Here is a 26634-nt window from a genome sequence, read left to right on the forward strand (position 1 = left end):
AGCTCGTCGGTCGCTCGTGCCGGTGGAGGGACGGACGGGAGGCGCGGGACGGGGCCGCCACGGGCCTCCCGTCCGACCGCCGATTGGGACCACGTTGCGCCCCGCCGTGGTCATCGCGCCCCGACTCTCCGGGGCGCGATGACGTTGACGGGGCGCAGCGCGCGAGCGCGCGAGCGCCCGAACGCCCGGCGCTAGGCCGGCTCGAACAGGTGGATGCCGGGGCCGTAGGCGGTGAACACCTGACCGGCGGGGCGGAGCCGCTCGTGGTCACGGTGCTTCTCGCTCGACCACGCGAGGCGGTAGCCGAGCACGTCCTCGCGCACCGGCAGCGTCAGGTCCCGTGTGCGCCCGCTGCCGTGCACGACGACCAGCACGCGGTCGTACGGCTCGTGTTCCGGCGTCGACTCGGCGAAGTACTGCAGGACGCGGTGCACCGGCTGGTCCCAGCCCTCGATGGTCATCGGGTGCCCGTCCGGTCCGTACCAGGTCATCCGCGAGGCGCCCGGGGTCTCCTGCCCCTCGACGCCGAAGCGCGTCGGCCGGAGTGCGGGGTGCGCCTGCCGGAACCGGGCGAGCGCGGCGACGGCCTCGGTCATCGACTCGGCGTCCTCGTCGTCGGACCAGTCCACCGGGGTGAGGTCGTCGGAGACGACGTACGCGTTGTTGTTGCCGTGCTGCGTGCGGCTCCGCTCGTCGCCCGCGGTGAGCATCGGCACCCCGGCGGAGAGCAGCAGCGTCGCCGCGAGGTTCCGCATCGACCGGCCGCGCGCTGCCCGGACGCCGCGGTCGGCGGTGTCGCCCTCGACGCCGTGGTTGAACGAGCGGTTGTCGTTCGAGCCGTCGCGGTTCTCCTCGCCGTTCGCCGCGTTGTGCTTGCCGTCGTACGACACCAGGTCGAGCAGCGTGAAGCCGTCGTGGGCGGTGACGAAGTTGACGCTCGCGAGCGGGCCGCGCTCGGCGCCGAACAGGTGGCGGGAGCCGGTCAACGCGCCGGCCAGCGCACCGATGCCGGTGTGGGGCATGCCGTTGCGGCGTTCCTCGGCGATGTCGGTGAGCCAGAACTGGCGGACCGTGTTGCGGAAGCCGTCGTTCCACTCACTGGTGCGGTCGCCGGCCGCCCCGAACGAGCCGGTCTTCCAACCGTCGGGTCCGACGTCCCACGGCTCGGCGATGACCAGGGTGTCCTGCAGGTCGGGGTGGTTCCGGATCCGCTCGAGCAGCGGGTGCGACGGGTCGAAGACGTGGTCGGCGTTCCGGGCCAGGGCGGCCATCAGGTCGAAGCGGAAGCCGTCGACCTGCACCTCGCGCGCCCAGTAGACCAGGCTGTCGACGATCAGGTCCGCCGTGGACTCCACGGAGGTGTCCAGGGTGTTCCCGCAGCCGGTGGTGTCGTAGTAGGTGTCCCGGAACGGCGGGTTCGCCTGGGTCCACCGGTACCGGTCCGCGCCGTCGATGCCGCGCAGGCTGGTGGTGGGTCCGCCGAGGCCCTCTTCCGCCGTGTGGTTGTAGACGACGTCGAGCACCACCTGGATGCCGGCCTCGTGCAGCAGTCGGACCATGCCCTTGAACTCGCGCAGGACCGCGGACGCGCCCTCCGCCCGTGCGGGTGCCGAGGCGTGCGCGGCGTGCGGCGCGAAGAACCCGAGCGTGTTGTAGCCCCAGGCGTTCTCGCGGCCGGCGTCCCGCAACCAGTTCTCGGTGTCGAACGCGTGCACCGGCAGGAGCTCGAGCGTCGTGACGCCGATCCGGTACAGGTGCGCGATGGTGCTCTCGTGCGCCACCCCGGCGTACGTGCCGCGCAGGTGCTCCGGCAGGTGCGGGTTCGCGGCGGTCAGGGTGCGGACGTTCGCCTCGTAGACCACGGCGCGGTCGAGCGGGATCGTGGGCTTCACGACGCCGCCCCAGTCGAAGGCGTCGTCCACGACGACGCTCGTCCAGCGGGGCGCGCGGGTCCCGGTGTCGGTTCCGGTCCCGGTGTCGGCTCCGGCCTCGTCGGCGCCGGTCGGGACGATGCCGCGCGCGTACGGGTCGAGCAGGGGCCGCGTCGGGTCGAACTCGTTGCGCGGTCCGACGGGCCCGTCGACGAGCAGGTGGTAGCGGTCACCCGGGGCGATGCCGGGGGTCTCGGCCGTCCACAGGTCGGTCGCCGGCAGCCGCTCGAGCGGGTACCGGACCGGCTGCCCGTCCGCTCGCTCGACGACCACGACGACGGCCGTGGCGGTGGCGGACCGCAGGGAGAACCGCGGGACGTCGGCCCCGAGGTCGAACCCCGGGGTGTGGTCGATCGCTGTCTCGTGCACCCGACAAGGGTACGAGGACCGACGCGTATCCTGGACACCGCTCGTTCCAGGGGGTGCAGATGCCGGTCTACCTCGACCACGCCGCGACGACGCCGATCCTGCCGGAGGCGCTCGCCGCGTTCACCGACGCGCTCGGAACCGTCGGCAACCCGTCGTCGATCCACAGCGCCGGGCAGCGTGCGAAGATGCTGCTCGAGGACGGCCGCGCCGCGGTCGCCCGGTCGCTCGACGCCGACACCGTCGAGGTCGTGTTCACCTCCGGCGGCACCGAGAGCATCAACCTCGCCGTGAAGGGCCTGTTCTGGGCGCGTCAACGCGACCGTGCCCGCCCCCGCATCGTCGTGCCCGGCGGCGAGCACCACGCCACCGTCGACACCCTGACCTGGTTGGAGACGCACGAGGGTGCCGTCATCGACGTGGTCCCGTTGGACGCGCAGGGTCGCGTCGACCTCGTCGGACTGGAGGCACGACTCGCCTCCGCCGACGACGTCGCCCTGGTCACGTTCCTGTGGGCGAACAACGAGGTGGGCACCATCCAGCCCGTGTCACGCATCGTGGAGCTGGCGCACGCCGCCGGCGTGCCCGTGCACAGCGACGCCGTCGCCGCCTACGGCCAGGTGCCGGTGTCGTTCGCCGCGTCCGGCCTCGACGCCCTGAGCGTCTCCGCCCACAAGGTCGGTGGGCCGGTCGGCATCGGTGCGCTGGTGCTCGGGCGGAAGGCCACCGTCGAGCCCCTCATCCACGGCGGCGGGCAGCAGCGGCAGGTGCGGAGCGGCACCCAGGACGCCCCCGCTGCGGCGTCGTTCGGCGTCGCGGCCGCGACGATCGCCGCCGAGCCGATGCCGCATCCGTCGCTCGTGGCCCTGCGCGACCGGCTCGTCGCCGGTGTCCGCGCGGCCGTGCCGTCCGCCGTGCTGATGGGCGACCCCGACGACCGGCTGCCCGGCAATGCGCACTTCACGTTCCCGGGCTGCGAGGGCGACTCGCTGCTGTTCCTGCTCGACGCGGCCGGGGTGGCCGTGTCGACCGGTTCGGCGTGCCAGGCCGGCGTTCCCGAGGCGTCGCACGTGCTGCTCGCGATGGGACTGTCGGAGCAGGACGCCCGCGGCGCGCTCCGGATCACGCTCGGACACACCTCGACCGGTGCCGACGTCGACGCCTTCCTGGCGGCGCTGCCGGACGCGGTCGCCCGGGCCGGGGCTGCCGGGATGGCGTCGCGGGAGCCGTTGCTGGGGCGGTAGCCGGTCGGTGGGCGGTGGTCGTCCTCACCCTCCCTGGGCGAGGCCGGTGATCAGGTTGATGGCGACTGCGACCACGAAGGTCCCGAAGAAGTAGGACAGCAGGGCATGGCCCAACGCGATGCGGCGTGAGGGGGTGGACGACTGGGTGATGTTGCTCGCGCTGTAGGCCATCCCGATGGAGAACGCCGTGTAGGCGAAGTCGCTGTACGACGGATCCTCGTCCAGGTCCATGTCGAAGCGATGGCTGTCGTCGATGTAGTACATGCGCGCGTACTTGAAGGCGTAGACGGTGTTCATGACCGCCCACGCCGCCACGACGCCGACCACCGCGAGGATCGCGGCCGCGGATCCGACCGGATCGTTCTGCTGGCTGCGGACGAGCGCGAACACCACGAGGACCAGGCTGAGGAACGTGGCGGCGATGATGAGCAGGTCGACCACCTTCCGTGACCGGTCCTCGTGCCGGGCGAGGGAGCGGGTCCGTTCCGGGTCGGCCGGCCACGCCGTCGACCACGCCCAGGCGAGGAACACCCCGGAGGCGATCGACCAGCCGAGGAGCGGCGACAGATCGGGGACGCCGAGGAGCACGGCGATCAACGCAGCCGCTCCGCCGATGATCGCGGCGATGCCGGCCTTCACTGAAAGGTGGGACATGACGCTTCCTTCCTGCACGGCGGCTCCCTCGTCCGGGCGCGCATCCGTCTCGATGTCACTGCGTGTGCGACCACCCGGGCCGGGCGTGCGTGAGGGGGACGTAGAGGCCGGTAAGCTCGGCGCGCACGGCGGCGAGCGTGCGAGACGTGGCGTCCAGCTTCATCAGGATGTGCTCGATGTGCGCGGCGACCGTGCGGGGAGCGATCGTCAGCGCTCGGGCGATCTCGACGTTGGAGCACCCTTCGACCACGTGTCCCAACACCTCGAGTTCCCGAGGCGTCAGACCCCGCAGGCGCACGGCCGGTGAGAGCACGACGACGCCGTAGGCCACCGCGCTGATATCGCTCTCGCAGGTGAGCACGGTCACCCGCACGTACCCGTCCCGCGACTGCCGGTGTCCGCGCGGCCACAGGAACGACGCGGAGACCCCTCCCTCACCGATGACGTCCCTCGCGGCGTCGACCAGAGCCGAACCGGTGGAGAGGAGGTCGTCGTCGGACAGGCCCGGGAGGCGAGCGACTCCCCGGTCGGGAAGGAGCACCACGCCTGCTCGTGCTCCGCCGACGAAGGCTGCGGACGCGGCGAGTGACCGGAAGGGGTCGATCCCCGACGCGAGCTCCGGTACGAGTCGTGCCAATCGGCGGCGCAGCGACTCCGGCGGCGGGTCCGCGTTCCGGGACAGCACGGTCATGAAGCCCACGTGCCGACCCCCGTCCTCGAAGAGCGCGACGGACAGCACCTCACGGAATCCCGCGGGGAACAGACACCCCGCCCAGGTCCGGAGGTCGCGCGACGCGGAGGGCAGGTCCGACAGGCTGGTGGGAGGCCGTTCGCGACCGAGCTGTCCGCCGTGCCACCCCGTTCGGCGAGCGCCATCCGCGCACCGTCGAAGGGGATGAGGGGGTGGAGCTCGTCCAACAGCGCCTGGGTCCGCTCGTGGACCGGACCCGGGCGCGCCGCGATCTCAGCGAGCTGGAACGCACCAGTGCGTGTCACGGGACTCGACCACCTCAGGACCATCGCCAGCATGAGTGAAAGGAACTGTCCGAAACCGTCGCTCCACGGTCTACCACGGTCAGCCGACCTCCGCGCGGCTGCTCGCGGGAAGCGCGGATGGGCATGTCTGCCGATGGTGCTCCGTCCCCGTGGGGCGTGCCATTGGTGTGTCGCCCGGTGCATCGGCCCGCGGCGTCCGAAGGCACGTCACGCAGTGAGGAGACGACCATGAAAGCTGTCGTGTACGAAGGGCCGCGCGAGGTCGCGGTGAGAGACGTTCCGGACGCGCGCATCGAGCGCTCCACCGACGTGCTGGTGCGCGTCACGACGACCAACATCTGCGGGTCCGACCTCCACATGTACGAGGGGCGCACCAGCTTCGAGACGGGACGCTGGTTCGGCCACGAGAACATGGGCGTGGTGGTCGAGGTCGGAGAGGGCGTCGACAAGGTCGCGGTCGGCGATCACGTCGTGCTCCCGTTCAACGTGGCATGCGGTCACTGCAAGAACTGCGAACGAGGGCTGACCAACTACTGCCTCACCGCTCAGCCCGTCCCGGATTGGGCCGGCGCGGCGTACGGGTTCGCGGACATGGGGCCGTGGGCGGGCGGCCAGGCTGAGCTGTTGCGGGTGCCGTGGGGCGATTTCAATTGCCTCCGTCTGGGAGAGGACGCTGAGGAGAAGTCCGCCGACTACGTGATGCTCGCCGACGTCTTCCCGACCGGGTACCACGCGACCGAGATGGCCGGAGTGCGGCCGGGGGACCAGACCGTCATCTACGGTGCCGGCCCCGTCGGCTTGATGGCCGCCCTGTCGGCGACCATCCAGGGCGCGGGCAAGGTCATGGTCGTGGACCGCCATCCGGATCGACTCCGGCTGGCGGAATCGATCGGTGCGATCGCGATCGACGACTCGAAGGTCGACCCGGTGCAGGCTGTGCTCGAGCAGACGATGGGACTCGGCGCTGACAACGGCTGCGAGTGCGTCGGCTACCAGGCGCACGACCCGGGCGGGGACGAGCAGCCGGAGCTCACGCTCAACCGTCTGGTGCAGTCGGTCCGGTTCACCGGGCGGATCGGCACCGTCGGTGTGTTCGTGCCGCAGGACCCGGGCAGTCCCGACGAGCTGGCGAGACAGGGGCGGATCGCGTTCGACATGGGACTGCACTGGTTCAAGGGCCAGACGATGGGGACCGGGCAGGCACCCGTCAAGAAGTACAACCGCCGGCTCCGGGACCTCATCGCCGCGGGCAAGGCAACGCCGTCGTTCATCGTCAGCCACGAGCTGCCACTCGACCAGGCACCCGAGGCGTACGAGCACTTCGACAGCCGCGACGACGGGTGGACCAAGGTCGTCCTCAAGCCGGGGAAGGCGGGCTGATCATGGCTGGGAGAGCGGCTGCCGCAGTCGGACTCGGCGTCGCAGGTGTCGCGGCGGGCCTCGTCGCACGCTCCCTCGTCAAGAAGGAGCGCGAGTCGGACGGCGACGGCGCACACCCCGAAGGGTGGAAAGCGGTCACCGTCCTCGGCGACGCCTCTGACTTCGCGCGCGATGGATACCCCGAACCGTTGCAGCGTCTGGCGGGATCGCTCGAGATCCGGATCGACCCGGCTCCCGGAGTCGAGGGCTTCGAGGTCCACGCCCGAGTCCGCAAGGGGGTGGACGTGGACGGCGACCCGAACGCTGCGTTGCGTGCAGCGCTGCGCGATGCGAAGCAGGTCTTCGAGACCGGCGAGATCCTCCGAGCGACACCGAGACCGCACGGAAAACGCCCGCGCACCCTGCTGGGCGCTGCGGTCGACACGGCAGAAGACGATGCGAAGGGCGAGGGTGTGCTGTGAAGGCGCTGTGCTGGACCGGAGTGAACGAACTCTCTGTGGAGAACGTCGACGATCCGGAGATCCTCAACGCTCAGGACGCCATCGTCAGGGTGACGTTGAGCACGACCTGCGGGTCCGACCTCCACCTCCTCGGCGGGTACGTCCCGACCATGCGGGCAGGCGACGTGCTCGGTCACGAGTTCATCGGCGAGGTCGTCGAAGTCGGATCGGCCGTCACCAAGCACAAGGTCGGAGATCGCGTCGTCGTCTGCTCGTTCATCAGCTGCGGGAAGTGCTGGTACTGCCGGAACGAGCTCTACTCGCTCTGCGACAACGGCAACCCGAACGCTGGCATCCCCGAGATGCTCTGGGGTCAGGCACCCGGCGGCTGCTACGGCTACTCCCACGCGTTGGGCGGGTGGGTCGGGAGCCACGCCGAGTACATCCGTGTGCCGTACGCCGACCAGGGCGCCTTTGCCGTTCCCGAGGGGGTCAGCGACGAGCGGGCGCTCTTCGCCTCCGATGCCGCCCCGACCGGATGGATGGGCGCGGAACTCGGTGGCGTCCAGCCAGGCGACACCGTCGCGGTCTGGGGCGCCGGTGGCGTCGGGCAGATGGCTGCGCGGGCCTCGCTGCTGCTCGGTGCTGAGCGCGTCGTCGTGATCGACCGCTTCCAGGAGCGGCTGACCCAGGTGGAGCGGGTCATCGGCGCGGAGACCATGAACTACGAGACCAGCGAGGTGACGGCCGAGCTCCGCGAACGCACCGGGGGACGAGGCCCCGACGTGTGCATCGAGGCGGTCGGCATGGAGGCGCACCGCGAGCGACCGGACTTCGCCTTCGACCAGCTGAAGCAGCAGCTGCGGCTGCAGACGGACAGACCCACGGCCGTCCGTGAAGCGATCTTCGCCGCACGCAAGGGCGGCAGCGTCTTCGTGCTGGGGGTGTTCGGAGGCTTCGTCGACAAGTTCCCGCTGGGGGCGGTGATGAACAAGGGCCTCACGCTCCGGTCCGCTCAGCAGCACGGGCACCGGTTCATCCCGATGCTCCTGGAGCGGATGGCGCGGGACGAGATCGTCACCGAGCACTTCGCGACGCACGTCATGCCGCTCGACGACGGACCCGCCGGCTACGCCATGTTCAAGGACAAGACCGACGGGTGCGTCCGGGCCGTCTTCCGCCCCTGACCGTCGGTCGTCCGCGCGGGCGGTCGCGACCGACCTGGCGGACCCGCACCGGGCCTCCCGGTCGGTCTGACGTGGCGGGCTCGCGCCGGTAGGATCGGTGACCATGGTCGAACTGGACTTCACCGAGCAGCTCTCCGCCCTCCGAGAGACCTTCGGCAACATCCGCTCGGTGGTCGACGTCGACCGCCTGCAGCGCGAGATCGCCGACCTCAGCGAGCAGGCCGGGGCCCAGGACCTCTGGGACGACGTCGAGCACGCGCAGCAGGTGACGAGCGCGCTCTCGCACCGGCAGTCGGAGCTCAAGAAGATCACCGACACCGAGCGACGCATCGACGACCTCGAAGTGTTGGTCGAGATGGCGAACGAGGGTGACGACCAGGACTCGGCCGACGAAGCCGTCGCCGAGCTCAAGGCGATCCAGAAGACCATGGGCGACCTCGAGGTGCAGACGCTCCTCGACGGCGAGTACGACGACCGCCCCGCCGTGATCACCATCCGTGCCGGGGCCGGTGGCGTCGACGCCGCGGACTTCGCCGAGATGCTCATGCGCATGTACCTGCGGTACGCCGAGCAGCACGGCTTCAAGACCACCGTGATGGAGACGTCCTACGCCGAGGAAGCGGGCATCAAGTCCGCCACGTTCGAGGTCGACGCGCCCCACGCCTTCGGCACCCTGTCGATCGAGGCCGGCACCCACCGCCTCGTCCGCATGTCGCCGTTCGGCGCCGCGGGCAAGCGGCAGACCTCGTTCGCCGCGGTCGAGGTCATCCCGCTGATGCCGGAGACGATGGTCATCGACATCCCCGAGAACGACATCCGCGTCGACGTCTTCCGCTCGTCGGGCCCCGGCGGGCAGTCCGTCAACACGACGGACTCCGCGGTCCGCCTGACGCACATCCCGACCGGCACCGTCGTCTCGATGCAGAACGAGAAGTCGCAGATCCAGAACCGTGCAGCTGCCATGCGCGTGCTGCAGTCGCGCCTGCTCCTCCTGAAGAAGGAAGAGGAGAACGCGAAGAAGAAGGAGCTCGCCGGCAACATCACGGCGAGCTGGGGCGACCAGATCCGGTCCTACGTGCTGGCGCCGTACCAGATGGTCAAGGACCTGCGGAGCGAGCACGAGGTGAACAACCCCTCAGCCGTGTTCGACGGCGACCTGGACGGCTTCATCAACGCCGGCATCCGCTGGCGCAAGCAATCCGTCGACGCGTAGGGGTTCGTGAGCCGCGCGCCTCGCTTGCTTTCCGAGCGGGGCGACCTACCCTGATCCGGTCATGATCAAATTCGACCAGGTCACCAAGGTCTACTCGGGCAACCCGAGTCCGGCGCTCGACAACCTCACCCTCGAGATCCTCAAGGGCGAGTTCGTGTTCCTCGTGGGCGCCTCGGGTTCCGGCAAGTCCAGCTTCCTGCGACTCGTGCTCAAGGAGGAGAAGCCCTCACGCGGCCAGATCCACGTGCTCGGGCAACGCCTCGGCTCCCTGGCGTCGCGGAAGGTCCCGTACTTCCGGCGCAACCTCGGCGTCGTGTTCCAGGACTTCCGACTCCTGCCGAACAAGAACGTCTTCGACAACGTCGCGTTCTCGCTGCAGGTGATCGGCAAGAGCAAGGGCTTCATCAGCGAGGCCGTGACCGACGTGCTGAAGCTCGTCGGTCTCGCGGGCAAGGCGACCCGCATGCCGCACGAGCTCTCCGGTGGTGAGCAGCAGCGCGTGGCGATCGCCCGCGCCGTCGTCAACAAACCGGCGATCCTGCTGGCCGACGAGCCCACCGGCAACCTGGACCCCACCACGTCCGCCGGCATCATGGCGCTCCTCGAACGCATCAACCAGGGAGGCACCACCGTGCTCATGGCGACCCACGACGCCAGCATCGTGAACCAGATGCAGCGTCGGGTCATCGAGCTGTCGAACGGCACGGTCCTCCGTGACGAGCAGTCCGGCGGCTACCAGACCCAGGCGGTCCCGATCCAGCGCGGCACCGTGTCGAACACCACCGGCATCCAGACCATCCCGGGGCTCATCCGATGAGGCTCGGGCTCGTCATGTCCGAGGTCGGCTCGGGCCTTCGGCGCAACGCGTCGATGGTCGTCTCCGTCGTCCTCGTGACCTTCATCTCGCTCACCTTCGTCGGGACCGCGATCCTGCTCCAGATGCAGATCAACCAGATGAAGGGGTACTGGTACGACCGGGCGCAGGTCGCCGTCTACCTGTGCACCGACACCGACACCACCGGCAACTGCACGGGTGCCAAGGCCACCGAGGACCAGCGGAAGCAGGTCCAGGCCCAGCTCGAGTCGTCCACCCTCAAGCCGTACATCGAGAAGACGTACTACGAGGACCAGGACCAGGCGTTCACCCGCTTCAAGGAGCAGTTCAAGGACTCCGCGGCGACCGAGTTCGTCAAGCCCGAGTACCTCAACGAGACCTTCTGGGTGAACCTGAAGAACCCGTCGCAGGCCGACGTCCTCGTCGAGAGCCTGTCGAAGGTCGCCGGTGTGCAGAGCGTCGTCGACCAACGTGGCTACCTGCAACCGATCTTCAACCTCCTGAACGCGTCGTCGTACACGGCGATCGGCATCGCGGCGCTCATGCTCGTCGCCGCCGTGCTCCTCATCGCGACCACGATCCGGTTGTCCGCGTTCAGTCGACGGCGAGAGCTCGGCATCATGCGGCTGGTCGGTGCGTCGAACCGGTTCATCCAGACGCCGTTCGTGCTCGAGGGGGTGATCGCCGCCGCCATCGGAGCCGTCCTGGCGGGTGGTGCCATCACCGCGGTCGTGTGGTTCTTCGTCCGGAACTTCCTGGCGGAGCGCTTCACCGGCACGGCGTTCATCGGCATGGGCGACGCGGCCATCGTGGTGCCGTCGGTGATCGTCATCGGGGTGTTGCTCGCCGCGGTGTCGGCGTCGATCGCCATCCGCCGCTACCTCAAGGTCTGATCCGCCGCGCCGGGAAGGTGCGTGGGGTCCCTGCTGTTGGGTAGTCTGTAGGGCTGCGCAGTGCAGCGCCCGGAACGAGAGGAGTCGTCATGGCGAAGGAACGCGGTGAGAAGATCGTCGCGACGAACCGTCGCGCCCGACACGACTACCTCATCGAGGACACGTACGAGGCCGGCATGGTCCTGTCCGGCACCGAGGTGAAGTCGCTGCGCATGGGACGCGCCTCGCTGGTCGACGGGTACGCCTACATCGACCGGGGTGAGGCCTGGATCGATGCGGTGCACATCCCCGAGTACACCGAGGGAACGTGGAACAACCACGCACCGCGGCGCAAGCGGAAGCTGCTCCTCCACAAGCAGCAGATCGTGAAGATCTCGCACAAGACGTCACAGGGCGGCTACACCCTCGTGCCGCTGCAGATCTACTTCCACGACGGTCGGGCCAAGATCGAGATCGCGGTCGCCAAGGGCAAGCGCGAGTTCGACAAGCGGCAGGCCCTGCGGGAGAAGACCGACAAGCGTGAGGCCGAGCGGGCCATGCGCACGAAGAACCGCGTCGGCGAGTAGCGCCCTCGCGCCTCGGTCAGCTAGACTGAGGGACTGCTCCGATCGGAGCAGCGGCAACACAACTCAACAGCGTGACAGCGGCTCGCACGTCCGGCCCGCATGGGGATGATCGGTTTCGACATTGCCTGTGTGCCGACGGGAAGCGGGCCGAGGACCCACGGTTATCTCGTGAACGATCCGTGGAAAACAACAAGTGCCAATTCCAAGCGCACTGACTTCGCTCTCGCTGCGTAAGCAGCCCAGCACATGAAGTCCGTCGGCCAGGTGACCGTCCCCTAACCTGATCCCGGCGTCATCCAGAGGACTTGCTGCACGGTTGCGCCTCAGGGCCGTGCGGGACTTGCACTGAGACTGGGCCCGTCGTCCTAGAAGCCGGTAGCAAAGGACGGGGCCGAGCAGAACGAACCATCCGGATACGCCCGTAGAAGACGTCGAATTGCAGCGATGGACGGGGGTTCGATTCCCCCCATCTCCACCATTCGCCGGTCGTCGAGCCGCTGTCACCACGTGTTGCACGAACGCCCCGTCACCGTCCCTGGACGATGCCGGGGCGTTCGCTGTCTCGCCACGTCAGGGGACTACGCTCCGGAGGGGGCGCAGGGAAATGCCCGCGTCGATCCCGAACGGAAGGCCCCCACGTGGTGCAGGAGATCGCGATCCGAGTCCGTCTGCGCGAGCAGGAGCGAGTGGTGCTCGCCGACTACGAGCGGATCGTCGGGTCCGTCGCGACGGTCGCAGCCCTCGCCGCCTGGCTGCCCACGCCCGACGCTCGCCTGGTCGTCCGCGGCCGGGGTGCCGAGCCCGTGCGCCTCGAGACCGTCACCTACGGTTCGGTCGTCGAGATGCTCGTCGTGCTCGACCAGCGCTCGGCTGCCGTCGAGCGGGGTGCTGCAGCGATCGCGGCGCTGATCTCGTCGGTGCGGCACGAGCACGTCGCCGACGACGTGGCCGGGGTCGCCGGTGAGCTGGACCGCCTGGACCGCGCTGCGCCGCGTGGGCGGTCGGTCGTCGAGCGGACGCTCCGCACGTTCCTCGAGGGTGCGCGCGCCGACGTCCTGGCACGCAAGACCACGACCCGCGTGCGGACCGCGCAGGCGCTGTTGCGTCTCGCCGAAGACGACGCGGTGCTCACCGTCGAGCGGGTCACCGATGCGCTCGCGCCCGTACTCGAGGAGCACGCGGTCGATGTCGCGCTGGACACGGGTTCCGCCGTGGTCGTCGAGCCGATCGACGGGGTCGAGTCGCCGGAGCAGGCCCCGCTTCTGCCGCTGCCCTCGGGGGAGGCGAAGCAGGAGAAGTCGGAGAAGAAGCCGTCCAAGAAGAAGTCCGACAAGAAGAAGTCGGACGAGAAGAAGTCCGACAAGAAGAAGTCCGACAAGAAGAACGACGGCAAGAAGAAGTCGGACAAGAAGAACGACGGCAAGAAGAAGAAGTCCAAGAAGTAGCAGCCTGAGTGCTTATACAGCACAATTGTTTCCGGCGTGTTACAAAATCCGACCAAGCCGCGGCCACGGTGCCAGAGTCGATGAGCGCGACCCCCGTTCGTGGGGCCCGCTCACTCGACGGGAGCAGCAGTGGCTACAACGACGACGCCGGCGTTGCCGGACTCAGGCCTCAAGCGGAACGTGGGCTTCATCGGGCTCATCTGGGCCTCGACGGGGTCGATCATCGGCTCCGGTTGGCTCTTCGGGTCGCAGGAGGCCCTGAAGACCGCCGGCCCGGCCGCGATCATCTCGTGGCTCATCGGTGGTGTGGCGATCCTCGTCCTCGCCCTCGTCCACGCCGAACTCGGCGGCATGTTCCCGATCGCGGGCGGGACGGCGCGGTTCCCGCACATCGCGTTCGGGGGCGTCGCCGGTGCGTCGTTCGGCTGGTTCTCCTGGTTGCAGTCCGTGACCGTCGCCCCGATCGAGGTCGAGGCGATGATCAAGTACGCGCAGCACTGGCAGTTCGCGCACCCGTGGCTGCACACCACGACGGTGGACGGGGAGACGCAGCAGCTGCTCACCGGCGCGGGCATCGCGGTCGCCGTCCTGCTCATGGCGGTGGTCACGGTGATCAACCTGTTCAGCGTCCGGATCCTCGCGAACACGAACTCGGCGGCGACGTGGTGGAAGGTCGCCATCCCGCTGCTGGTCATCGTCGTGCTGGCGTTCAGCGGGTTCCACGGCTCGAACTTCACGGCGGCCGACGGCTTCATGCCCGAGGGTGCCAAGGGGGTCCTGGCGGCCGTGTCGACCTCCGGCATCATCTTCGCCTTCCTCGGCTTCGAGCAGGCCGACCAGCTCGCGGGTGAGGCGAAGAACCCGCGACGGGACATCCCGCGTGCCGTCATCGGCTCGGTGCTCATCGGGCTGGTGATCTACCTGCTGCTGCAGGTCGTGTTCCTCGGGGTGCTCCGGTCGGATGCGATCCAGGGGTCCTGGGCCACCGCCGACTTCACGAAGTACACGGGGCCGTTCGCCGACATCGCGATGGCCGCCGGCATCACCTGGCTGGCGGTGGTCATCTTCATCGACGCGATCATCTCGCCCGCGGGGACCGGGTTGATCTACGTGACGGCGACGAGCCGCATCTCCTACGGGCTCAGTCGCAACGGGTACTTCCCGAAGGCGTTCGAGTGGACGACGAAGCAGGGCGTGCCGTGGGTCGGGCTCGTCACGGCGTTCGTCGTCGGTTGCGCGTGCTTCGCTCCGTTCCCGTCGTGGCAGGGGCTGGTGAGCCTCATCACGAGCGCGTCGGTCCTGATGTACGCCGGTGCCCCGTTGGCGCTCGGTGCGTTCCGGAAGCGGATCCCGGAGATCGAGCGCCCCTACCGGATGCCCGCCGCTGCGGTCCTGTCGCCGATCGCGTTCATCGTCGCGAACCTCATCATCCTGTGGACCGGGTGGGACACCGACTGGAAGCTCGGCGTCGCGATCCTCATCGGTGCCGTGGTGATCGTCCTGAACAACGTGTTCCGTGGCCGGTCCAGCGTCCGGCCGCGATGGGACTGGAAGGCGGCACAGTGGCTGCTGCCGTACCTGATCGGCATGGGGCTCATCGTGTTCCTCAGCGACTTCGGTCCGCTGACGCACCCGGTGTTCCCGCTGTGGATCGACATCGTCGTCGTCGCGGTGTTCTCGCTGGTGGTCTACTACTGGGCGATCAACTCCGCGTCGGACCGTGCGGAGATCCTCCGAACGGCCGACGACGTGCGTGACGTCGAGGAATCAGGCGTGGTCGAGCCGGTCCACCACTAGAAGTCGAACAGGTTCGCCCGGATGCCCCCGGCGCCGTACTCCCGCCGCAGGAGCCCATGGCGCCGGAGCACCGGCACCAGGTCGCCGAACATCCGGTGGATCTGCGCCGGGTGCAGGTCGCCCGAGAAGATGATGCCGTCGTTGTCGGCGTCCGACCCGAGTTCCTCGATGAAGTCGGCGAACTCGTCGGCGGTCCCGACGAAGCCCTCGTGCGAGGACACCCGCCCCTTGCGGGCCTTGCGTTCCAGGAGCGTGCGCAGCGGGGCGTCCGGGGTGTCGCCGAGCAGCCCGCGGATCGTGCCGGCGGAGACGTGGTCGCCGAAGGTGCCGTCCGGCACGGGAGCATCGAGGTCGAGCGCGAGCAGGTCCGTCTCGGAGTCGCTCGACCACGCGATCGCCGCGGTCCGCAGGTCGTCGTCGGACGGGTGCCGGGACGCCTCGACGATGCGGTCGGCCTCGTCGGACGACGAGACGATCTCGGGCTTGAGGACGAACAGGATGCGCAGGTCGGCGGCCGTGCGTCCGGCGCTCTGCGCTGCGGCGATCACGCGACCGCGGTAGTCCGCCACCGCGGCGGCCGACAGCGGCGCGAGCGCGAGTTGCACGTCCGAGTGGGTCCCGGCGAACGCGAGGCCCCGACCGGAACCACCGGGGGAGACGACCACCGGGTCCGAGTCGAGCGGCAGTGCGTTGAGCGGCCCGTCCGCGGTGAAGTACTCGCCCTCGTGGTGGAAGGCGTCGAGCGCGTCGCCGTCAGCGAAACTCCAGTCCGATCGGTTCCCGATGAACCCGGATCCCCAGGAACCCCAGAGCCGGCGGAGCAGCGTGATCCACTCCTCGGCACGGTCGTACGCCTGGTCGTGCGGCAGCGGTGGCAGACCGGCGTGCCGGGCACTGCCGACGTCGGTCACGACGTTGATGCCGAGGCGCTCCGACGACAGGTGCGCCAGCGTGGCGAACTGTCGTGCAGCCAGGTACGGCGGCGTGAAGCCGGCGTTCACGGTCGGCGCGATGCCGATGTGCGAGGTCGCCGCGAACAGGTACGGCGCGAGCAGCAGCGGGTCGTGCTTCGGGCCGCCGTACGCCTGGCGGATGCGCAGGTCGAGCGTCGACGGGTTGCCGAGCGAGATGGCGTCCTCGGCGATGACCAGGTCCATGCCGGCCTGCTCGAGCGTGCGGACCGACTGCTGGTACAGGTCGGGCTTGGTCCAGTCGTGGCCCCAGTCCCAGTCCGAGCGCCCCCACGCCTGCGGGCCGAACCCGCGCGAGAAGAAGTACCCGAAGTGTTGCGGTCGTGCCATCGTCTAGAGCTCCTCCGAGATCACGTGCGTGCCTGGGACCGAGTGTTCCAGGGACGCGCGCTCCGCGTCGGACGTGCCACGGGCCTCCAGGCTCTCCCCGTCGATCCCGGAACGCAACGCGGCGAACCCGCGCTCCAGGTCGCGGAGCAGGTCCGCGACGTCCTCGATGCCGACCGACAGTCGGATGAGGCCGTCGTCGATGCCCTGGTCGGCGCGCTCCGCGGCGGTCTTGCCGGCGTGGGTCGTCGTCGCGGGGTGCAGGATCAGCGAGCGGACGTCACCCAGGTGGGTCATCCGGCTGAACAGCTGGACGCTGTCGATGAAGGTGTGCGCGGCGGCTTCGCCGCCCGCCAGCGTGAACGCGAAGACGGAGCCGGCTCCGCGCGGCAGGTAGCGCTGGGCGAGGTCGTGGAACGGACTGGAGGCCAGACCCGCGTGGTCGACGCTCGTCACCTCCGGCTGTGCTTCCAACCACTGCGCCACCGCCAGCGCGTTCGCGCTGTGGCGTTCGACGCGCAGGCTCAGCGTCTCGATGCCCTGGCGGATCAGGAACGCGTTGAACGGCGACGGGGTGGGGCCGATGCGCGAGGCGACGACGTCACGGGCGAAGACGACGAACGCCCGGTTGCCGTAGCGCTCGACGTAGCTGTCGCCGCCGAGCGACCGCTCCGGGTTGGTGAGGTGCTGCCAGCGCTCGGGGGAGGCGGACCAGTCGAACGTGCCGCCGTCGACGACCACACCGCCGAGGCCCGCGCCGTGGCCGGACAGGAACTTCGATGCCGAGTGGATGACGATGTCGGCGCCGTGCTCGACCGGGCGGACCAGGTACGGCGTCGCCAGCGTGTTGTCCACGATCAGGGGGACGCCGGCGCGGTGCGCGGTGTCGGCGACGCCGGTGATGTCGAGGACGTCGTTCTTCGGATTCGGGATCGTCTCGGCGAAGAACGCCTTCGTGTTCGGGCGGACGAGCCGTGCCCACTCGTCGAGGTCGCGCTGGTCGGCGACGAAGTCGACTTCGATGCCGAGACGGCCGAGGTTCTGCACGAGCAGCCCCTTGGTGCCCTCGTAGATGCTGCGCGCGGCGACGACGTGGTCGCCCGCCTGCAGGAGGCCGAGGAACGCGATGGTGGCCGCCGCCTGGCCGCTGCCGACCAGGATCGCCTCGACACCACGCTCGAGCAGGGCGACGCGGCGCTCGACGTCGGCGTTCGTCGGGTTGCCGAGGCGGGTGTACGTGTAGCCGTCCTCGGTGCCGGCGAAGCGGCCGCGCGCCTGGTCGAAGTCGTCGAAGAGGAAGCCGGAGGACATGTGGATGGCTGGGATCCGTGCGCCGTGCCCTGCGTCGGGCACGAAGCCGCCGTGCACCTGTTCGGTCGAGAAACCGTGATCGTCGTTCGCCATGGGACACCTCCGGGAGTCGTCTGGCGGTAGCCTCGCAGCCTTCGCCGTGCGGACAGGCGATTGCGGCGTTCCGTTACGCGGGACGGGGACGCAGTGCCGGTCCCGATGCGGAACGACGAGGTCGACGTCGTCCGACATCGAGGACGTCGTTCCGGGTCGACCGGCGCCCCCGTCAGAAGAGTGCGCGCACGCCCGCCGCCACGGTGTCCCAGACCTCGAGCAGCGGGACCCGTGCGAGCCACACCGCCAGGCCGTTCACCAGCACGAACAGCACGAACCAGACGCCGGCCGGCACCCGCATCTCGGCTGCGGCGATGTGGAAGTCCGTCTGCACGCGGGCACCGGTGAGCAGCCACCGTGCGACCTGCGCGACGGACCGCAGTCCGTCGACGACGAAGAACGCGCCGACGGCGGCGACCACGAGCACCGTGGTCTCGGACGGACGCAGTGCCACCCACAGCGCCAGGACGTCGAACCCGAGCACGACGAGCAGCCCGAACCAGTTCCGCACGAACACCAGCGCCACGAGCCCGATCACACCGAGGACCGCGACGGGCAGCCACCGCGAGCCGTGCAGGACCCCGGTCACCAGGAGCACCCCGGCCCAGAGCGGCGCGCTGTACCCGGCGTAGAGGTTGAGGATCCGGACGAGCCAGCGGGTGCCGCCGGGGACCCGCCCGAGCTGGACCCAGGCTTCACCGGAGCCGTCCGGGTGCAGGTCGATGCGCTGGATGCGGCCGCCGAACGGGACGACGACGACGCAGTGCCCGACCTCGTGGGCGATGGTCGCGGCGATCCGGGCGACGCGTCCGACGAGCGGCAGGAAGGGCAGGAGCGCGCCGACGAGGAGTGCGACGAACACGAGGGGCGGGGCTGCGGTGGTCAAGGGACCAGCATCGCAGCCGTGTCCCGCGAACTGCCCGAGACCCGGCGTCGAGGACGATGTGGAACGACATCCTCGACGTCGTACGACATCGAGGACGTCGTTCCGAGTCGTTCCGCTCCGGCCGTCGGCGCCCGGCCCGCGCGCGCCGGGGTCAGCCCAGGACGGTCGGCCCGGCCACCACGACGACGAGCACCGTCGTCATGGCGATCGCGAACGCCGTGAGCACGACCAGGAACGTCGTCAGGTGGTTCATCCGACCGCGCATCACTCGACCGTCACCGACTTCGCCAGGTTGCGCGGCTTGTCGACGTCGCAGCCGAGCTGCAGCGCGAGTTCGCGGGCGAGCATCTGCAGCGGCACGACGGCCTCGAGCGGACCCCACGGCGCCGCCATGGCGCCCCAGGCGAGTCCGCCGGTGCCGCGGCTGCCGAGCGCCGGGATGTCCGACCCGTCGCCGCCGATGGTGATGACGAACCCGCCGCGGGCCCGGACCTCGGCGATCGCCGACTGGATCTTCGGCTCGCCGTGGTCGATCACGACGACGGGGGTGCCCTCGTCGACGAGTGCGAGCGGACCGTGCTTCAGCTCGCCTGCGGGGTACGCCTCGGCCCAGAGGTAGCTGAGCTCCTTGAGCTTGAGTGCGCCCTCGGCGGCGTACGGCAGGCCGGCACCGCGGCCGAGGAACAGGAAGCCGGTGGCCTCCTTCACGCTCGACACCAGGAGCGGCATCCGGTCGGCGGACACCTGCGTGGCGTGCTCGATGCGCGACGGCAGGTCGAGCAGTTCGTCGACGAGCGCGTGGGCACGTGCGACCTCGATGCGGCCGGACGCCACGAGCGCGGAGATCACCGCGGCGACGCCGACGACGACCTGCGCGGTGAACGTCTTCGTCGCGGCGACGCCGATCTCCGGACCCGCGTGGCAGTCCAGCACGGCGTCGGCGCGACGGGCCAGCGAGGAGTGCATGTTGTTCGTCAGCGCGAGCACTGGGTGGCGGTCCTCGAAGCGGTCGAGCGCGCGGAGCACGTCGGCGGTCTCGCCGGACTGGCTGATCGCGACGACCAGGGTGTCGGGGCCGAGCACGGCCTGGTCGGCCTCGCTGGCGACGACGATGTCGGTCGGGACGCCGCCGATGCCGCGCAGCGCGGTGGCGATGACCTGGCCGGCGTTGAGCGAGGTGCCGCACGCGACGATCGCCAGGCGCTGGAATGCGGGCAGCCCGAGGCCGACCCACATGCTGCCGTCCGCGGTGCGGCGGGCGATGCGGTCCAGGATGGTGCTGACGACGTCGGCCTGCTCGCCGATCTCCTTCGCCATGTGGTCGGGGTGGTCGCCGAGGTCCAGCGCGGTGGCGGCGAACGGCGACGGGGTGGGGAACGGCACGGGCACGGTGATCCCGTTCGACGACCAGGTCCAGGCCTCGCCGAGCTCGACGACGTCACCGTCGCGGAGCGCCACGAAGGTCTCGCACCACTCGGCGATCGCACCGATGTCGCTCGCCACGAAGTCGCCGCGGGCGGACCGGGCGACGACGAGCGGGGAACGGTCCGCGGCCACGACCATCCGGCCGTCGCGGGCGTCGAGGACGACGATCGCCCACGACCCCTCGAGCTGCGCGGTCGCGATCTGCACGGCGAGCATCAGGTCCGGGTCGACGGCCAGGGCACGCTCGACGAGGTGCGCGATGACCTCGGAGTCGACCTCGGAGCGGAACCGGTGGCCCTGCGCCGTGAGCATGTCGCGCAGGCGCTCGGCGTTCTCGATGATGCCGTTGTGCACGATGCTGATCCGGCGCGAGCAGTCGGCGTGCGGGTGGGCGTTCGCCTCGCGCACGGCACCGTGCGTGGCCCAGCGGGTGTGGCCGATACCGACGCCCGTCAGGGCGTCGCCGGACCGGGCGGCGACGAGCGTGCGCAGGTCCCCGACGCGGGAGACCGATCGGATCGTCTCGGTGCGTCCGGCGGCGGTCCGGACGGCGATGCCGGCGGAGTCGTAGCCGCGGTACTCGAGTCGTTCGAGTCCGTCGAGCAGGTAGGGCGTCGCGTCGTCAGACACGCGGGCCGCGATGATGCCGCACATCGGCTGTCCCTTCGGGGGAACGGGGTGGGGGAGTGGAGCGGGGGTTCGGCACCGACCGCCGTCGGGTCTGCCGCGCGTCCGGGTCCTCGCGGTCCTGACCGGCGCCCGTCCTCGGATCAGGCGAGGACGGACGACGGAGTGGGTGGGCCACGAGGTTCGGGTACCGGACGGGGTACCGCGGTCTGGCCCCTGGGGAGGGGCACGGCGGTCGGTGCATGAGAAGCCTCACCCGGCGACGCCGCCACGGCAACAGTCGTCGACTGCTCTTGCGGTTCCCCGCGTGCGGGGGACGCCGCGGTGCGGTCGCGTGCGGACTCCCGCAACGCGCGCGCTCCGCATGAAGCGACGCGCCAGCGGCGCGCGGCGCCAGCGCCGACCGAGCCTGCGAGGTCGGTTGCATGAAGACCGCGAAAAGACGGACGGGAGGCCCGGTACCAGCTGGTACCGGGCCTCCCGTCCGTCCTGTGGTCGCGTCGACCTGTGCGCTCTTCGACTACGTGAGCAGCGCGACCAGGTGGGAGCGCGACCGCGCGCCCACCTTGCGGTAGATCTGCGTGAGTCGCAGCTCCACCGTGCGCTGCGACATGAACAGCGACGACGCGATCTCGCGGTTGCGGTAGCCCTCCGTCACCTTCTGCACCACGGCGCGCTCCTCGGCCGTGAGCGAGGTGAGCACCGCGGAGGCGTCCGGGGCGCTCCGAGGCGTGCCCGGCATCGACGCGGACAGCACCGGTGCGGACCGGAGCGACGGCCCCGTGCCGAACGGCGGCATGGCCGCTGCCGGTGCGGGGGTGACGAGGGGACGGCGCATGCCGGCCGCCTCGTACGCCGCCGCTGCTGCCGCACCGAGGCGCGGACGCTCGGCGGGGTTACCGACCGTCGCGAGGGCCGCGAACGTCCGTGCCCGCTCGAACTGCGAGTCGTGCGGCTGGAACAGCTCCAACGCGCGGCGACGGGCGGTGTCGCGGGTGGTGTCGTCGGCGACGAGCGCGAGGCTCCTCGCCAGCACGAGCGCACCCCAGCGACCCGGACGGGCGTGGTGGTCCGCAGCGAGCCGCGCGGTGATGGTGCGGGCGTCGTCGATCCGTCCGAGGCGCGCGTACGCCTCGACCAGGTCGCCGAGGTGCCGGAGCACCGCGGGGTTCCGCAGGGACCGGCCGATGGCGTCCGCCGCTTCGAGTGCGGCGGCTGCCTCCTCCAGTCGGCCATCGAGCAGCAGGACCCGACCGCGGAGCGCGTGCAGCTTCGCCGTCGCGCCCCACAAGCGGCTCGTCGAACGCTGCTCGAGGCACCGGTCGACGACGGCGAGGGCCTCGGCCGAGCGCCCCTCGGCGAAGTGCCGCCAGGCGATCGCGATGGCCCGCGACGGCTCACGGAGCCGCTCGACCACCGAGGAACCGGCCTCCCAGACGTCGATCGCGCGGAGCGCCTGCCGGAAGTTCCCGGAGCGCACCTCGTTCTCGGCGGTCAGGTAGCGGGCTGCCTCGGTCCACACCGGCGCCGTCTGCGGGCCACGGGCGAGGACGAGTGCGAACACCCGACGCGCGCTCCGGTACCGCTCGGCGATGCTCAGCGCGTGGGCGAGGAGCAGCAGGGCCGGGTCGGACATCGCCAGCAGCACCGACGTCGCGAGTCCGTCGTGCAGGTCGGTGTCCGACGGCAGGGTGCCGTCGATCGCCGCGATGAGCTCCCGCGCGGTCGCCGTGATCTCCAACGTGTGCGGAGATACCGACGCCTCGAGGGGCTCGACGCGGTGCAGCAGGTCCCGCGCCTGGTCGAGCTCCCACGCCTCGGCACGGAAGCACGCCACCATGGCCATCAGCCCGGCGACCGCGTCCACGTCGGCCGGTTCGGTCGCGTCCACCGACACGAGGAGTTCGTCCGCGTGCACGGCGTCGCCGCTGAGGTACTGCGCCGAGTACTGCAGGCGCAGCCGGCGGACCTCGTGCGCCGTCGTCCGGAACGGACGGAGCGCGGCGAGGTAGCGCGCGGCGAAGCCGAGCAGCCGGTTGCCGAGCAGGGCCTCGGCGACCCCGAGCAGCGCGACGAGCTCGTCCTCGGTGCCGCCACCGACGTGCAGGGCACGCTCGGTGAGGGCGATCGCGGCGTGCACGTTGCCGTCCACCACGTAGGACCGTGCGGCGCCGAGCAACGCGACCACGTCGGGGACGTCGTCGACGAAGCTCCGGTGCCACGCGGCTGCCCGCGGGTCGGACTCGGTGCTCGCCGTGGCCAGCGCGGCGTGCGCCGCGCGGCGGTCACGGGCGGGCATCCGCCAGTACAGCGCGGATCGGACGAGGGGGTCACGGACCGTCACGCTCTGGCCCCGCACGGTGGCGAGGCCTGCTCCGACCAGGTCGTCCAACTCGTCGCGGTCCCAGGCCGTGGTCTTCGCGACCGGCACCAGGGCGAGTTTCGCGAGGACGTCCAGATCTCGTCCCGCGGCGGACCCGAGTGCGAGGGCTGCGAGGGCCTCGGTCGTCGGAGTGGGTCGGAGCGGGAGCACGATCGGCTCCGCGCCGGTGAGCTGCTCGCGGCTGAGCACCGCGAGCTGTTCGCGGAGTGCGCCGGGGTTGCCGCCGGTCTCCGCGGCGAGGACGGCGAGGACGCCGTCGTTCGCTTCTTCCGGTGCCATGGTCCGGGCGAGGATCAGTGCCTCGTCGGACGGCAGCGGCTCGATGCGGAGCGTCGGCAGGGCCGCGAGCGGACCGTCCGACGGCACCGAACGGACCGTCGCCACGACGCGCAGGGCGGTGCCTGCGAGTCGGCCGGCGAGGAACGCGATGAGCTCCTGGCTCTCGACGTCCATGCGGTCGAGGTCGTCGATCAGCACGAGCGTCGGCGGCAGGGTGAGGGCGTGCACGGCGTCGAGGAAGTCGTGCGCCGCCGCCAGTCCGGCGGTCACGGGGACCGCCGTCTCACCCGTCTGCAGGAGATGGGCGATGTGCGCCGTCGCACGGGGGTCGTCGAGCGCGGTGAACAAGGAGGTCACGCCGGCCAGCGGCCAACGGGATTCGCTCCCGTTGACACCGACCCGCACGACGGGGAGGGAAACGCGGTTCGAGACCGCGTCGAGGACGCTGCTGCGTCCGGAACCAGGGTCGCCGACCACGACCATCGCGGACTCCCGAGGGAGTACAGCGAGGGTCGCGATCCGGTCGACCTCGAGACGTCGACCGGTGAGTGCCATGACTCACCGGCCTCCGGGCCCGGAAGTGGATCCTGCGGAGAGGTCGTCGGCGAGCGCGGTGAACGCTGCGACGGGGCGCCGTGAGGCGGACCGGACTGCTGCACGGTGGGTGGCCGTGTCGGAGTGCGGACGGATGGCGGCGACTGCGCGCGCGCCGGAGCTGTCGTGGATTGAATGCGGTCGACGAGTGAGGGTGCACTCGGTTCCGCTCGGGAACGATGATGTCATCGTCTGTATCACCCCTCGGGTTAGGGTCTTCGGACGAACACGGTCGGCTGCGCACGTGCACTCGGATCTAGGGAATCCAGGTGCTTGCGTGACCTTCCGTAGGAGCACGATAACTCAGGTCCTGGCCATCTGAGCCGCCCCGCGCACCGCGTATCCGGCAACGGTGCCCCCAGTCCGGGGGGCCACGACGAGGGGTGTCACCCGGTGGGGGACGGTCGGTGTACGAACGATGGTGATGTCCAGCCCTGACCCGACCGACGCCCGCCTCGACGACCGTACGCGTTGGAGGGCCTTCGCCGTGTGCGTCGCGGTGGCCGCCCTGACGATCCTCGACCTGTCGAAGGTCAACGTCGGGCTGCCGTCGATCGAGAAGTCCCTCGACGCCACCAGTTCATCCCTGCAGCTCATCGTGGCGGGGTACGCGCTGGCCTTCGGCCTCGCCCTCGTGCCCGCCGGTCGGCTCGGCGACCTGAAGAGCCGCCGTGCCCTGTTCATCATCGGACTCGTGGCGTTCACCGTGTCGAGCCTGCTCTGTGCCGTGGCGCCGACCATCGAGGTGCTCATGGTCACGCGGATCCTGCAGGGCTTCGCCGCCGGCACCCAGATGCCGCAGGTGATCGGGCTCGTGCAGCAGCTGTTCCGAGGCCCGGAGCGCGGACGGGCCTTCGGGCTGTTCGGCGCCATGATCGGCATCTCGACGGCACTCGGCCCGACGATCGGCGGGGGCCTCATCGCGATCGGCGGCGAGGAGAACGGCTGGCGGCTGCTGTTCTGGATGAACGTGCCGCTCGGACTCGTCGCGCTGTTCTTCGCGATGCGGCTGCTGCCCAACGGTGCACAGGTGCAGGCGAAGGACCGCGAGCTGGACATCGTCGGCATCCTGCTGCTCGGCGCCGCCATCGTCACGTTGATGCTGCCGTTCGTGCTCACCACGGGTGCCGGCGACTCCGGTGCCCGGTGGCTCTGGCTGGTCGCCTTCGTCGTGTTCCTCGGCCTGTTCGTGTTCTGGGAGGTCCAGTACAAGCAGCAGGGCAAGTCGCCGGTGGTGCACTTCGAGCTGTTCCGGTTGTCGTCGTACCGCAACGGGCTGTCGATCGTGGCCGTCTACTTCGCGGCGATCCCGGCGTCCTTCCTGATGGTGACGCTGTTCCTGCAGGAGGGGCTCGGGCTGTCACCGCTGTTCGCCGGCATGGTGAGCATCCCGTTCGCGGCCACGAGCGCCGTCGGGTCGTACATCGGCGGACGGATCGTCGACCGGGTCGGACGGGCCCTGGTGGTCTTCGGGCTGTTCATGGTCGTCGTCGGCTTCGTGCTCCTCATGCTCGCCGCGGTGCTGACCCCGCCGGAGGTCACGCCGTGGGCGATGGCCGGGGCGTTCCTGGTCGGCGGGCTCGGCGGCGGGTTCGTGGTGTCGCCGAACCAGACGCTCACCCTGGCCGAGATCCCCGTGGAGCAGTCCGGGGTCGCCGGGTCCATGCAGCAGCTCGGGCAGCGCGTCGGGACCGCGATCGGAACCGCGGTGGCGACGAGCATCTTCTACGGGATCGTGCGGGGTGCCGCCGCCGGTTCGGACGGTTCCGGCGGTTCCGGCGGCTTCGCCGGCGGGAGTCGGCTCGACGCGTACCACGACGCGTTCCGGAGCGGCACGACGTTCACGGTGTCGCTGATGGCGCTCGCGCTCGTGCTGGCGGTCGGGGACCTGGTGGTGCGGCGGCGCGCTGCCCGGCGTGAGGCGGCGGCTGCGGCTGCCTGAACGACTCGGAACGACACCCGCCACGTCGTCCGACGTCGAGAGTGTCGTTCGGGGTCGTGCTAGCGGCGGATGACCTCGACGACGGCGTCGTGCACCAGGCCGTTCGTCGCGAGTGCACTGCCGTGCCAGGCCCCGGGGTCGCCGTCGAGCGAACTGAAGCGCCCGCCGGCCTCTTCCACGATGGGCACGAGGGCCGCGATGTCCCACGGCTTCAGGTCGGGTTCGCCCGCGATGTCGATGACCCCCTCGGCGACCAGCATGTACGACCACATGTCGCCGTAGGCGCGCGTCCGCCAGACCTTGCGGGACAGGTCGACGAGGGACTCGAGCCGGTCGTCGTCGTCCCACTGCTGGATGCTGTTGTAGCTCAGGCTCGCGTCGGACAGGTCCGCGACGCCGGAGACGCGCAGCTCGCCGTCGAACGAGTGCGCGCCGAGCCCCTCGGCCGCCCACCAGCGCTTGCCGAGCGCGGGGGCGCTCACGACGCCGAGCACCGGGCGTCCGTCGACCGCCAGGGCGATGAGCGTCGCCCACACCGGCACGCCGCGCAGGTAGTTCGCGGTGCCGTCGATCGGGTCGACGACCCACTGACGGTGCCCCTCGCTGGTCGCCTCGGCACCGGTGTCTGCCGTGGTCTCCTCGCCGAGGAACGCGTCGTCGGGTCGTTCCGTCGCGATCCGCTCGCGCAGGGCGTGTTCGACGGCCTGGTCGGCGTCGGTCACGTGCGTGCTGTCGGCCTTCTTCGACACGTGCAGGTCGGCGGCACGGAACCGCTCGAGGCTGATCGTGTCGGCGATGTCGGCGAGCGAGCGGGCGAAGTCCAGGTCGGCGCTGAGGTCCACGGGTCGA

General features: G+C 70.4%; 21 protein-coding genes and 1 other RNA gene. 12 read left to right on the top strand and 10 right to left on the bottom strand.

Features of this window, described 5'->3' with window-relative positions; all coding sequences use genetic code 11:
• Nucleotides 1-191 precede the first annotated feature (191 nt).
• Nucleotides 192-2300 (bottom strand): glycogen debranching protein, encoded by a 2109-nt coding sequence (locus tag ABH929_RS10720; protein WP_404561193.1) that lies wholly within the window; start codon nucleotides 2298-2300, stop codon nucleotides 192-194.
• 59 nt (nucleotides 2301-2359) lie between these two features.
• Between ABH929_RS10720 and ABH929_RS10725 the strand changes: the two genes are divergently transcribed.
• Complete coding sequence (locus ABH929_RS10725) at nucleotides 2360-3541, top strand: cysteine desulfurase family protein (RefSeq protein WP_404561194.1); 1182 nt, start codon at nucleotides 2360-2362, stop codon at nucleotides 3539-3541.
• 24 nt (nucleotides 3542-3565) lie between these two features.
• Here the strand turns inward: ABH929_RS10725 and ABH929_RS10730 are convergent, their stop codons facing one another.
• Both ABH929_RS10730 and ABH929_RS10735 read right to left on the bottom strand, forming a co-directional pair.
• Entirely contained in the window at nucleotides 3566-4195 is a 630-nt protein-coding gene (locus tag ABH929_RS10730) for a DUF1345 domain-containing protein (RefSeq protein WP_404561195.1), read from the bottom strand.
• Nucleotides 4196-4250: 55 nt separating this feature from the next.
• Complete coding sequence (locus ABH929_RS10735; protein ID WP_404561196.1) at nucleotides 4251-4886, bottom strand: response regulator transcription factor; 636 nt, start codon at nucleotides 4884-4886, stop codon at nucleotides 4251-4253.
• A 533-nt stretch (nucleotides 4887-5419) separates the two neighbouring features.
• Between ABH929_RS10735 and ABH929_RS10740 the strand changes: the two genes are divergently transcribed.
• The 10 genes from ABH929_RS10740 (at nucleotide 5420) to ABH929_RS10785 (ending at nucleotide 14947) form a co-directional block, all read left to right on the top strand.
• Nucleotides 5420-6571: a glutathione-independent formaldehyde dehydrogenase gene (locus ABH929_RS10740; RefSeq protein ID WP_404561197.1), complete on the top strand. Its 1152-nt coding sequence runs from the start codon at nucleotides 5420-5422 to the stop codon at nucleotides 6569-6571.
• 2 nt (nucleotides 6572-6573) lie between these two features.
• Nucleotides 6574-7032, top strand: a complete 459-nt coding sequence (locus ABH929_RS10745) for a hypothetical protein (protein ID WP_404561198.1) — start codon at nucleotides 6574-6576, stop codon at nucleotides 7030-7032.
• Between the two features lie 35 nt (nucleotides 7033-7067).
• Entirely contained in the window at nucleotides 7068-8198 is a 1131-nt protein-coding gene (locus tag ABH929_RS10750) for a zinc-dependent alcohol dehydrogenase (protein WP_404561199.1), read from the top strand.
• A gap of 103 nt (nucleotides 8199-8301) precedes the next feature.
• Complete coding sequence (gene prfB, locus ABH929_RS10755) at nucleotides 8302-9411, top strand: peptide chain release factor 2 (RefSeq protein ID WP_111086442.1); 1110 nt, start codon at nucleotides 8302-8304, stop codon at nucleotides 9409-9411.
• Nucleotides 9412-9472: 61 nt separating this feature from the next.
• Nucleotides 9473-10228 carry a cell division ATP-binding protein FtsE gene (gene ftsE / locus ABH929_RS10760; protein WP_111086441.1) on the top strand — a complete coding sequence of 252 codons (756 nt, stop codon included), beginning with the start codon at nucleotides 9473-9475 and terminating at the stop codon, nucleotides 10226-10228.
• Nucleotides 10225-11139 carry a permease-like cell division protein FtsX gene (ftsX, locus tag ABH929_RS10765; RefSeq protein ID WP_111086440.1) on the top strand — a complete coding sequence of 305 codons (915 nt, stop codon included), beginning with the start codon at nucleotides 10225-10227 and terminating at the stop codon, nucleotides 11137-11139. Before ftsE ends, ftsX begins: the two co-directional genes overlap by 4 nt.
• Nucleotides 11140-11228: 89 nt before the next feature.
• Nucleotides 11229-11705 (top strand): SsrA-binding protein SmpB, encoded by a 477-nt coding sequence (gene smpB / locus ABH929_RS10770; protein WP_205462589.1) that lies wholly within the window; start codon nucleotides 11229-11231, stop codon nucleotides 11703-11705.
• Nucleotides 11706-11806: 101 nt separating this feature from the next.
• Nucleotides 11807-12183, top strand: a transfer-messenger RNA (tmRNA) gene (gene ssrA, locus ABH929_RS10775).
• A gap of 160 nt (nucleotides 12184-12343) precedes the next feature.
• Entirely contained in the window at nucleotides 12344-13150 is an 807-nt protein-coding gene (locus ABH929_RS10780; RefSeq protein ID WP_404561201.1) for a hypothetical protein, read from the top strand.
• Nucleotides 13151-13279: 129 nt separating this feature from the next.
• Nucleotides 13280-14947 (top strand): APC family permease, encoded by a 1668-nt coding sequence (locus ABH929_RS10785; protein ID WP_404561202.1) that lies wholly within the window; start codon nucleotides 13280-13282, stop codon nucleotides 14945-14947.
• Here ABH929_RS10785 and ABH929_RS10790 read toward each other — a convergent pair.
• The 6 genes from ABH929_RS10790 to ABH929_RS10815 all read right to left on the bottom strand — a co-directional run bounded on the left by ABH929_RS10790 (nucleotide 14944) and on the right by ABH929_RS10815 (nucleotide 23804).
• Complete coding sequence (locus tag ABH929_RS10790) at nucleotides 14944-16248, bottom strand: LLM class flavin-dependent oxidoreductase (RefSeq protein WP_404561204.1); 1305 nt, start codon at nucleotides 16246-16248, stop codon at nucleotides 14944-14946. The genes ABH929_RS10785 and ABH929_RS10790 overlap by 4 nt on opposite strands.
• Nucleotides 16249-16251: 3 nt before the next feature.
• Nucleotides 16252-17649 carry an O-acetylhomoserine aminocarboxypropyltransferase/cysteine synthase family protein gene (locus ABH929_RS10795; RefSeq protein ID WP_404561206.1) on the bottom strand — a complete coding sequence of 466 codons (1398 nt, stop codon included), beginning with the start codon at nucleotides 17647-17649 and terminating at the stop codon, nucleotides 16252-16254.
• 172 nt (nucleotides 17650-17821) lie between these two features.
• Nucleotides 17822-18535, bottom strand: a complete 714-nt coding sequence (locus tag ABH929_RS10800) for a M50 family metallopeptidase (protein ID WP_263091541.1) — start codon at nucleotides 18533-18535, stop codon at nucleotides 17822-17824.
• Nucleotides 18536-18686: 151 nt separating this feature from the next.
• Nucleotides 18687-18800 carry a Rax2 family protein gene (locus ABH929_RS10805; protein ID WP_240347339.1) on the bottom strand — a complete coding sequence of 38 codons (114 nt, stop codon included), beginning with the start codon at nucleotides 18798-18800 and terminating at the stop codon, nucleotides 18687-18689.
• Nucleotides 18800-20614 carry a glutamine--fructose-6-phosphate transaminase (isomerizing) gene (gene glmS / locus ABH929_RS10810; RefSeq protein ID WP_404561209.1) on the bottom strand — a complete coding sequence of 605 codons (1815 nt, stop codon included), beginning with the start codon at nucleotides 20612-20614 and terminating at the stop codon, nucleotides 18800-18802. Before glmS ends, ABH929_RS10805 begins: the two co-directional genes overlap by 1 nt.
• Nucleotides 20615-21107: 493 nt before the next feature.
• Nucleotides 21108-23804, bottom strand: a complete 2697-nt coding sequence (locus tag ABH929_RS10815) for a LuxR C-terminal-related transcriptional regulator (protein WP_404561211.1) — start codon at nucleotides 23802-23804, stop codon at nucleotides 21108-21110.
• A gap of 463 nt (nucleotides 23805-24267) precedes the next feature.
• On the opposite strand from ABH929_RS10815, the gene ABH929_RS10820 reads away from it, so the two are divergent.
• Complete coding sequence (locus ABH929_RS10820) at nucleotides 24268-25785, top strand: MFS transporter (protein ID WP_404561213.1); 1518 nt, start codon at nucleotides 24268-24270, stop codon at nucleotides 25783-25785.
• A gap of 59 nt (nucleotides 25786-25844) precedes the next feature.
• Here ABH929_RS10820 and hisN read toward each other — a convergent pair whose 3' ends face one another.
• Nucleotides 25845-26627, bottom strand: a complete 783-nt coding sequence (hisN, locus tag ABH929_RS10825) for a histidinol-phosphatase (RefSeq protein WP_111086431.1) — start codon at nucleotides 26625-26627, stop codon at nucleotides 25845-25847.
• Between the last annotated feature and the right edge of the window lie 7 nt (nucleotides 26628-26634).

This window comes from Curtobacterium sp. AB7, assembly GCF_044909335.1.
Lineage (GTDB): Bacteria > Actinomycetota > Actinomycetes > Actinomycetales > Microbacteriaceae > Curtobacterium.